Origin of the sequence: Natrinema versiforme JCM 10478 (assembly GCF_000337195.1) — an archaeon.
GTDB classification, from domain to species: domain Archaea; phylum Halobacteriota; class Halobacteria; order Halobacteriales; family Natrialbaceae; genus Natrinema; species Natrinema versiforme.
In genome coordinates, this window is sequence record NZ_AOID01000054.1 from 1 (window position 1) to 7,736 (window position 7,736).

Annotated in this window: 8 protein-coding genes and 1 rRNA gene; 3 read left to right on the top strand and 6 right to left on the bottom strand. The window is 62.9% G+C overall.

Annotated features, from left to right (window positions below):
- The coding region (locus C489_RS17810) for a cytochrome c oxidase subunit 3 (protein ID WP_006432739.1) at positions 1–704 on the top strand (704 nt) is incomplete at its 5' end.
- A gap of 43 nt (positions 705–747) precedes the next feature.
- Here the strand turns inward: C489_RS17810 and C489_RS17815 are convergent.
- Together C489_RS17815 and C489_RS17820 are read right to left on the bottom strand one after the other, a co-directional pair.
- Positions 748–936, bottom strand: a complete 189-nt coding sequence (locus C489_RS17815) for a hypothetical protein (RefSeq protein WP_049891026.1) — start codon at positions 934–936, stop codon at positions 748–750.
- Positions 937–1,041: 105 nt separating this feature from the next.
- Positions 1,042–1,437, bottom strand: a complete 396-nt coding sequence (locus C489_RS17820) for a hypothetical protein (RefSeq protein ID WP_006432741.1) — start codon at positions 1,435–1,437, stop codon at positions 1,042–1,044.
- Positions 1,438–1,647: 210 nt separating this feature from the next.
- On the opposite strand from C489_RS17820, the gene C489_RS17825 reads away from it, so the two are divergent.
- The gene (locus C489_RS17825) at positions 1,648–2,535 is read left to right on the top strand and encodes a manganese catalase family protein (RefSeq protein WP_006432742.1); all 888 of its coding nucleotides are present in this window, start codon (positions 1,648–1,650) and stop codon (positions 2,533–2,535) included.
- 88 nt (positions 2,536–2,623) lie between these two features.
- On the opposite strand, the gene C489_RS17830 is transcribed toward C489_RS17825, so the two are convergent.
- Entirely contained in the window at positions 2,624–3,199 is a 576-nt protein-coding gene (locus C489_RS17830; RefSeq protein ID WP_006432743.1) for a hypothetical protein, read from the bottom strand.
- Positions 3,196–5,484 carry a DUF6789 family protein gene (locus tag C489_RS17835; protein WP_006432744.1) on the bottom strand — a complete coding sequence of 763 codons (2,289 nt, stop codon included), beginning with the start codon at positions 5,482–5,484 and terminating at the stop codon, positions 3,196–3,198. The genes C489_RS17830 and C489_RS17835 overlap by 4 nt, the downstream gene beginning before the upstream one ends.
- A gap of 218 nt (positions 5,485–5,702) precedes the next feature.
- Between C489_RS17835 and coxB the strand changes: the two genes are divergently transcribed.
- Positions 5,703–6,479: a cytochrome c oxidase subunit II gene (gene coxB, locus C489_RS17840; protein WP_006432745.1), complete on the top strand. Its 777-nt coding sequence runs from the start codon at positions 5,703–5,705 to the stop codon at positions 6,477–6,479.
- A gap of 480 nt (positions 6,480–6,959) precedes the next feature.
- Here coxB and C489_RS17845 read toward each other — a convergent pair whose 3' ends face one another.
- Together C489_RS17845 and rrf are read right to left on the bottom strand one after the other, a co-directional pair.
- Positions 6,960–7,373 carry a DUF7344 domain-containing protein gene (locus C489_RS17845; protein ID WP_006432746.1) on the bottom strand — a complete coding sequence of 138 codons (414 nt, stop codon included), beginning with the start codon at positions 7,371–7,373 and terminating at the stop codon, positions 6,960–6,962.
- A 194-nt stretch (positions 7,374–7,567) separates the two neighbouring features.
- Positions 7,568–7,689, bottom strand: a 5S ribosomal RNA gene (rrf, locus tag C489_RS17850).
- Positions 7,690–7,736: the final 47 nt, after the last annotated feature.

Genomic DNA, 7,736 nt, shown 5'->3' on the forward strand with positions numbered 1-7,736 from the left:
CCATCTTCGGGACCGAAACCGGTCTCGCCCCGCCGCTGCTCGGCGTCGCCCTCGCCGTCGTCGGCACGATCGTCCTGCTGGCCGGCGTCGCGGGCTGGGTCGAGCAGGCGTTTCTGGCACCGGCACGCGACGCACAGAGGAATCCAAGTTCGCGCGCGTCGTACGTCTCGACGACGCTGCTCTTTCTCGGCACCGATGTCTCGACGTTCGGCGCGCTGTTCGTCTACTACTTCTTCGTCCGCATCGGGACGTGGCCGCCCGCGGAACTCCCGCCACTGTTGGGCTCGCTCGTGGTCGTCAACACCGCGCTCTTGGTCGCCAGCAGCGTCACCTTCCACTACGCCCACCAGGCACTCGAGGACGACAACCGACGCCGGTTTCTCGGACTCCTCGGGACGACGCTCGCGCTCGGCCTCGTCTTCCTCGCCGGGCAGGCCTACGAGTACTACGAGTTCGTCGTCGCGGAGGGCTTCAGCCTCTCGAGCGGCGTCTTCGGGACCGCCTTCTACGGGCTGACCGGCCTCCACGGGCTCCACGTCGCGCTCGGCGTCGGCGGGATCGCGGTGCTCTGCTGGCGAGCGTTGCGGGGGCATTACGGCCCGAAGCGGGACACGTCGGTTGCGACCGTCTCGCTGTACTGGCACTTCGTCGACGCCGTCTGGCTCTTCCTCGTCGTCGTCCTCTACGTCGGCGCGTCGCTGTGAGAAGGAGTTGTGCGGCTACTCGCACTCACCGCTCCGAGCGGGCTCACGGAATTTCGTCGTGATCGAGATCGGTCGCGAGAACCTGTAATTCGGGCGACTCGCAGTCACAGAAGTTCGATTGGCCGAGCGGCTGGAGACTACCGTCCGGCCAGACCTGAACGATACCGAACTCCCCGCAGTGTTCACACGTCGCCGCCGCTCGTTGTTTGTCGTCGTTGCCCACTAGTGTCACCTCGGGGACCGATTCGTACCATAGCCAGCGGGGAAAAACCCCGGTGCTGAGCCGGGACGCGGGCCGCAGCCACCCCGATGAGACTCACCGCTCGAGTCCGGCGCGTTACTCGAGGCCGACGGTAACGAACTGTCGATCGTCGGTCCCGGGCGATCCCTGCACGCTCCCGAACTCGAACGACCGGTCCGACTCGAGGGTCGCGTCGGGATCGGTAAAGAGGAAGGCACGATACGACGGCGCGTGGTCGTAGGCGACCACGTTGGTCTGATAGGCGTCGTCGAATCGCGCCGGTTGCCACTCGAGGTCCGATTCGACGACCGTCACCCGGCTGCCCGGGGCGAACTGATAGGGACGCATCAACCCCTGTTCGACCGGCTCGCTGTCGGTCGGTTCCGAGCCCGCGGTAGCCGTCGCCCCGCTGGCACCGAACAGCGTTCCGGTCGAGACCGCACCGTACGTGACGAAGGCGCGTCGGGACGCCGTCCATGTATCCTCACTCATGCGCTGCTCCCCGACGAGCGGTGCCGTTATAATAGTTTGCCATGATGACACAACGACCGATTAAGGATCTTGCGAATGTCGATATCGGACTTATTAGCGCGTCTTCCGCCGTTTCCGAATGATTACTATCGAACTATTACCAGTCGGTAGAATGTTCTCTATTGTCCGCAACAGTGGTTTATCTTACTGGGTGTAGGCAGGGACCAGTGGATGTTCTTTCAAGAACCGGAACTGCAGTACGAGGTTACCGTCGAGGAACCGGACCCCCACTTCGCGAAACTCCTCCAGCAAGCCATCGGCGGCCAGGAAGGCGAAATGCGCGTCGCCATGCAGTACATGTTCCAGGCGTGGGCCCTGCCCGAGGAGTACAAGGAGTATCGAAATCTGTTGATGGAGACCGCCGCCGAGGAACTCGGCCACATCGAAATGCTCGCGTCGGCCGTCACGAAGAATCTCAGGGGCTCGCCCAAACAGATGAGCGAGGACGCCCAAGAGACGGCGGCCACCGCGGCGGCGATGACGGGCCAGAACCCGCGGCAGTTCCTCTCGGCCGGCCAGTCGGCGATGCCGGTCGACAGCAACGGCGCGCCGTTTACCGGCAACTACATCGTCGCATCGGGGAACCTCGCCGGCGACCTCTACGCGAACGTGATGGCGGAGTCGACCGGTCGCACCCTCGCGACGCGGCTCTGGGAGTACACCGACGATCCCGGCATGAAGGACATGCTCTCGTACCTGATCGCCCGGGACACCATGCACCAGAACCAGTGGCTCGCGGCCCTCGAGACGCTCGACGACCCGGTGCCGGTCCCCGCGAGCTTCCCGCAGGAACAGGAGAATCAGGACTTCAACTACACGTTCATGTCGACTCGACGCGAGCAACAGCCGGATCCCGGCCGCCCGTGGACGGAGGGCGAAGCGCCGGACGGCAAGGGCCAGTTCTCCTACGCCGCCGAACAGCCGGGTGACGGCGAAGTGATCGCGCCCGAACCGGACCCGATGACGAACGACGTGCCGAACCGGACCGCCCAGTCGGGCGAGACGGACGAGTCGGCCGACTCGGACGCCGCGAACGAGTCGACGAGTACGGACGAATAGAGCGACCGATATCGCCGCGTCTCGTCGCCATCACCGCTGCCTTCTGCCGTTTTCCGTGGTTCGTTCGTTCAGCGAGGGGTTACTCCATCTAATCGCGTCGCATCCGCTCCTCGAACCCGGCCATCTTCCGGTAGATCGGCGGCGTCAGGACGCCGGCGACTCCCACGAGGATCGCGATCGCCCCGATCGGGAACAACAGCGGTTCGACGTCGAGACAGGAGTTCAGAGACGTGATCTGGACGTAGTAGCCCTCGCCTTCGTACTCGACGACCGCTCCCTCGAGCAGCGCCGCCCGGTTCGCGAGATCTCCCTCAACTGTTCCCTCCCTGAGCGGGCTGTCGATCGCTTCCTCGAGGGCTCGTCGCTCGGCCGCCGAGAGTTCTGAAGCCGAGACTGTCTCGACGGTTGCCGGGACGCCGTCGTACTCGTCGACCGGCGTCGCCGTGATACTGGGGTCCCCACAGAGGCCGACGCCGTCCTGAATCACGACGTAGCCGCCGACGATCCCGAGTGGGAGTCCCGCGGCGATCAACAGGACGCCGAGAAACGGCGCGGCATACGTCAACAGCAGGGACTCCGATCCCGTGGTCGGCTCGAGCGGTCCCGTCTCGTCGGTGGCGGGCGGCTCGGTCGCGTCGGGAACGGAGTCATCACCGGGACTCATTCGTTTCCGTCCTCCCCCGTAGCCGGACGGCGCTGGCGGCCGCCCAGAGACGCGATCGTCCCGGCCAGCCCCAGCCCGTAGATCCAGTGTGCGAGCGTGACGAAGAGTAGGTACGTGACCAGCTCGATCCCGGTCTGGCCGGTGTAAAACCCGATCGCAAAGCCGGAGGCGATAACCGTCGCGTACCACAGCCCGGTGACGAGGGTGAGCTCGCCCGGCAGGTACTCGCCCAGCGAGAGGAACAGCAGGGGCCAGACCGCCGTGCCGGCGATCAGGAACAGGCCGTAGCCGAGCGCCAGGTTCGACGGCAACCCGACGAGCGTCGCGAGGGTCGCGATCGACTCGAGGTCGAAGACACCCAGTACGACCGCCGCGAGAAGCGCGCCCGACATGAGCAGCGTGCCGATGAAACCGCCGGCCGCACCCACGCCGGCGTCGTTCGCGACGGTCCGTGCGACCGGCTTGATCCGACCGTAGATCGACAGCGGGCGATCGCCCTGTGCGGGCACGTACGACGGGCGGACCGTCTCGGGTTTACTCGGCGGCACCCCGTGCTCTCGCTCGAGGCGATCCTCGAACCACTGCCACTCGGGCGTGAACTGTTCGGTCGCTTTCAGCTCCCACGGGTCGGCGGTCTCGATCGGCGTCCCCTGGAAGTACGACCAGAGCATGTTGTACAGCCACATGAGGACGCTAATCCCGATGATGAACGCGCCGACGGTCGCGACGATCTGCAGGCCCGAGAAGCCGGCGGGGTAGGTCGCGTACCGTCGGGGCAGCTCGAGGAAGCCGAGCGCCATCAGCGTCATGAACGTGAGCGCGGAGCCGGCGACCAACAGGACCGACTGGAAGATCGCGAGCCGGCGGTCGTACATGCGGCCGGTGAGTAGCGGATACCAGTAGTAGCTCGCAGCGAACATCATCAGGGGGATGATCCCCATCAGAATGAGATGGAAGTGACCGACGACGTAGTAGGTCCCGTGGTACATGACGTCGACCGGGATGACCGCGAGGAAGATACCGGTGACGCCGCCGACGATGAACAGGCCGATCGAGCCGACACAGAGGATCGTCGGCGCGGCCAACCGAACGTCGCCGTTCCACATGGTCGTGATCCAGTTGAATACCTTGATCGCGCTGGGGACGGCGATGGCGATCGACGTGGCCATGAAACTCGCACGGACGCGGGGATCGACGCCGGTCACGAACATGTGATGCGCCCAGACGCTGAACGAGAGGACGCCGATGGCGATCGTCGAATAGACGATGAACTTGAATCCGAACAGCTTGCGGCCGACGAACTTCGGCAAAATGAGGCTCATCAGTCCGGTTGCCGGCAGGAAGATGATATAGACCTCCGGATGGCCCCAGAACCACAGCAGGTGCTGCCAGAGAATGGGGCCGCCGCCCTCGACCGCGAAGAAGGTCGTCCCGAAGTTCCGGTCGAACAGCAACATGAGCAAGGCAGTGCCGAGCAGCGGGAACGCGAAGATCACGATCGCGCTCGTGATGAGCATGTTCCACGAGAAGATGTCGAGGTTCGCCCAGCCGATCGACTCGTCGCGCTCGTAGACGATCGTCGTGATGAAATTGAGCGCGCCGATCGTGGTAGCGATGCCACTCAAGTGGAGCCCAAGTAAGAGGAAATTCGTCTGCGGATTCGGCGCGAGGGATAACGGCGGATACATCGTCCAGCCGATCGCGGGTTCCTGAAACGCCAGCAGAACCGAGATCCAGTCGTTCGGGACCACGACCGCGAGCACCGCTCCCGTCACTTCGGCGACGATCCCCAACCGAGCGAGCAGGAGCGACGGCGGCAACAGCCAGAACCCGATCGCGTTGAGCCGCGGAAACGCCATGTCGTCGGCCCCGATCAACAGCGGCAGGAAGTAGTTCCCGATCCCGAAGAACACCGGCGTGACGAAGAAGATCAGCATCGTCAGACCGTGCATCGTAAACAGTTCGTTGTACGTCTGCTCGGTCCAGAGGTTCGCCTCGGGAGTCAACAGGTGGGTTCGAATCATCATCGCGTCGATCCCGCCCCAGATCGCCGCGACGGTGCCGAAGGCGATGTAAAGTAAACCGATCTCGCGATGGTTCGTCGTCGTGGTCCAGCGAACGGCGGCCGCCTTCGCGTCGCCGAGTTCGAACCGCGGCTCGCGGCCCCCCGCGTAGCCACCGTCCGGCGACGGCTCGGCCCGCAGTCGCTGCGCGACGAGGACGACCAGCAGACAACCGACGACGACGGCCCCGAACAGCGACACCTCGGCGAGCGCACGGTTCATCGTCGTCCGTCACCACCGGTGGTCCGACCGCACCGCTCGTGGCCGTGCATAGCGATGGACTCACCACCGACCCCAATAAATATGGACCGACGATTCCGTGAGTGTCGCCGCCTATGATATGTCTGCGCTCACTATTTGGCTCCTAAACCGTCACGAGATCGTGACAGTTCAGCGAAGCGTGCAGGCCGTATATCACGCCGGTCGTGAAACTCCCGCCAATGGGTAGCCGCCGACACAGGACCGTCGCCCTCGTCCTCGCAGCCCTCTCGGGTCTGCTCACACTGACCGGGACGGCCGTCGCACAGTCGGAAAATCGCGAACTCATCGACGGCCTCGAGTACCAACTGCTCTACGTCGCGCTGCCGCTAACGCTGTTCGTCCTCATGATTCTGGTCTACGCTGCCGTCAAGTTCCACGACAACGACACCCCCCAGCCGACCACCGAAGATCCCGCCCTCGAGATCACGTGGACCGCCGCGACGGCCATCATCTTGCTGTTCGTGGGCCTCTCCGGATATAGCGTCCTCGTCAATCCGTACGTCTCGCCATCGCAGGCGAATGATGTCGATACGAACGGGAGCCAACAGGGAATCGAATCGTTCGACGAACTCCCCGAAACCGACGACGAGGCCGTCCACGTTCGCGGCTACCAATGGGAGTGGCAGGCGACCTATCCCGAGGCGAACGTGACGACCGAAAACGAGATCGTGATACCCGCCGACGAGGACGTGACGTTCTGGCTTACCGCCGACGACGTGATCCACTCGCTGTTCGTGCCTGACTTGGGTGTCAAACAAGACGCGTTTCCCGGCGATTACACCCGCGCTCGAACGATCGTCTCCGAACCCGGCCGGTACGATGCCGTCTGTGCCGAGTTCTGCGGTGCCGGCCACTCCCGGATGAACGCTGAAGTCGTCGTCGTCGAACGCGCAACCTACGACCAGTGGCTCGCAGAGAACGAAGGAACCGTTGCCGAAGCACCGACCCCCGACTGAGCGGCGATCGTTTCGGTCGGCGCTGCCACTATGGCGACTCGAGCATGGAAGAGTTAAACAGGACCAGGACGTAGGGCGACTGCGTGCCTTTAGTCCCCGTCCGAGCAAACCCATCCGGGTGCGATGACAGTACGGCGAACCCGGGCACGCGACAGTCGTCTTTCGGGAACTCCCACGAGTTTCCCGCCCGGCACGAGGGTTAGCCAGCCGACGCGGCATGCCGCCACGGGATGAGGCTGGACGTTAGTGTTCCGGGCGACATTTTCACCCGACCAGAAGCGTTAGCTACTGAATGGCTCGGATTCCTTGAGATAGTTCAGTGGCTCTGAGTTACGACTATCAGGAATCCGACATGAAGCGCTTACTCTGCTAGCGGACGCAGCCATCACGTGCGATCTAAATAGGGCTCGTACCGGCGACACAATTGCGATTCTCACGTCCGCTCCCGAACGTCAACAACCTCGAAACACGATGTACCCTTCACTCGTTGTCCGTCGGTTCCGTCAAAGGGTCACTGTGGAGAACGGACTCGGTTGGATGCCTAACCACCGGGTCTATCTGCTCGCTCTCTCTTGCACGTGTAACAGTCGGTCGAACCGAATCGAAATTATCCCCGATAACGATGTCGCCGCTTCGTTGATCGTACGTAATGATCTCGTGATCGGCGAGCCGCGGCAGATGCTTGTGTATTAGCGATAACGTGACTGCCTCTTTCTCGTCGACAGAGACTGACCCGATCGATACATCCTGCTCCCACGCAGATATCTGGAGAGCTATCTCCTCAACGTTTGCGTGTCCGCTTTCTAGGAAGTAGTACAGGACGTATCGACGACGGGATTCGGAAAGGTGTTCGTAAATAGTGTCGAGATCGGGATTTGCTACCCCCTTGTCCATGGATTCACTCCCAGAGACTACCGGTTAAGCCCCGCTCCAAAAATATTTGGTGACATCAGTAGTGGGACAGGACCAGTGTCCTGAAGCGCCTGATTCCGAAATAGCGTACGCTGTGGTATTATCTACTGCTTGTTAAAATGTAGAAACCCCAGAGAGTACTGCCGGAGCAGTTGCTCTCTGGGGTGAAGTATGAGTGGTGGCGGCGAAACGGGGTTCCCAGAGGGTCGCCCACTCCAGTACTGACCGTAACGCAGGCGAGCTTATCTTCCGTGTTCGGGATGGGTACGGGAGGCACCTCGCCGCTATGGCCGCCGTAATGCCGATCAACGGAATCGAACCGTCGTCAAACCGTAATCGGTGGTG

Coding starts and splice junctions, on each gene's coding strand:
- C489_RS17845 (WP_006432746.1), bottom strand. CDS start 7,373: ATGGACAAGGGGGTAGCAAATCCCGATCTCGACACTATTTACGAACAC.
- C489_RS17835 (WP_006432744.1), bottom strand. CDS start 5,484: ATGAACCGTGCGCTCGCCGAGGTGTCGCTGTTCGGGGCCGTCGTCGTC.
- C489_RS17820 (WP_006432741.1), bottom strand. CDS start 1,437: ATGAGTGAGGATACATGGACGGCGTCCCGACGCGCCTTCGTCACGTAC.
- C489_RS17830 (WP_006432743.1), bottom strand. CDS start 3,199: ATGAGTCCCGGTGATGACTCCGTTCCCGACGCGACCGAGCCGCCCGCC.
- coxB (WP_006432745.1), top strand. CDS start 5,703: ATGGGTAGCCGCCGACACAGGACCGTCGCCCTCGTCCTCGCAGCCCTC.
- C489_RS17825 (WP_006432742.1), top strand. CDS start 1,648: ATGTTCTTTCAAGAACCGGAACTGCAGTACGAGGTTACCGTCGAGGAA.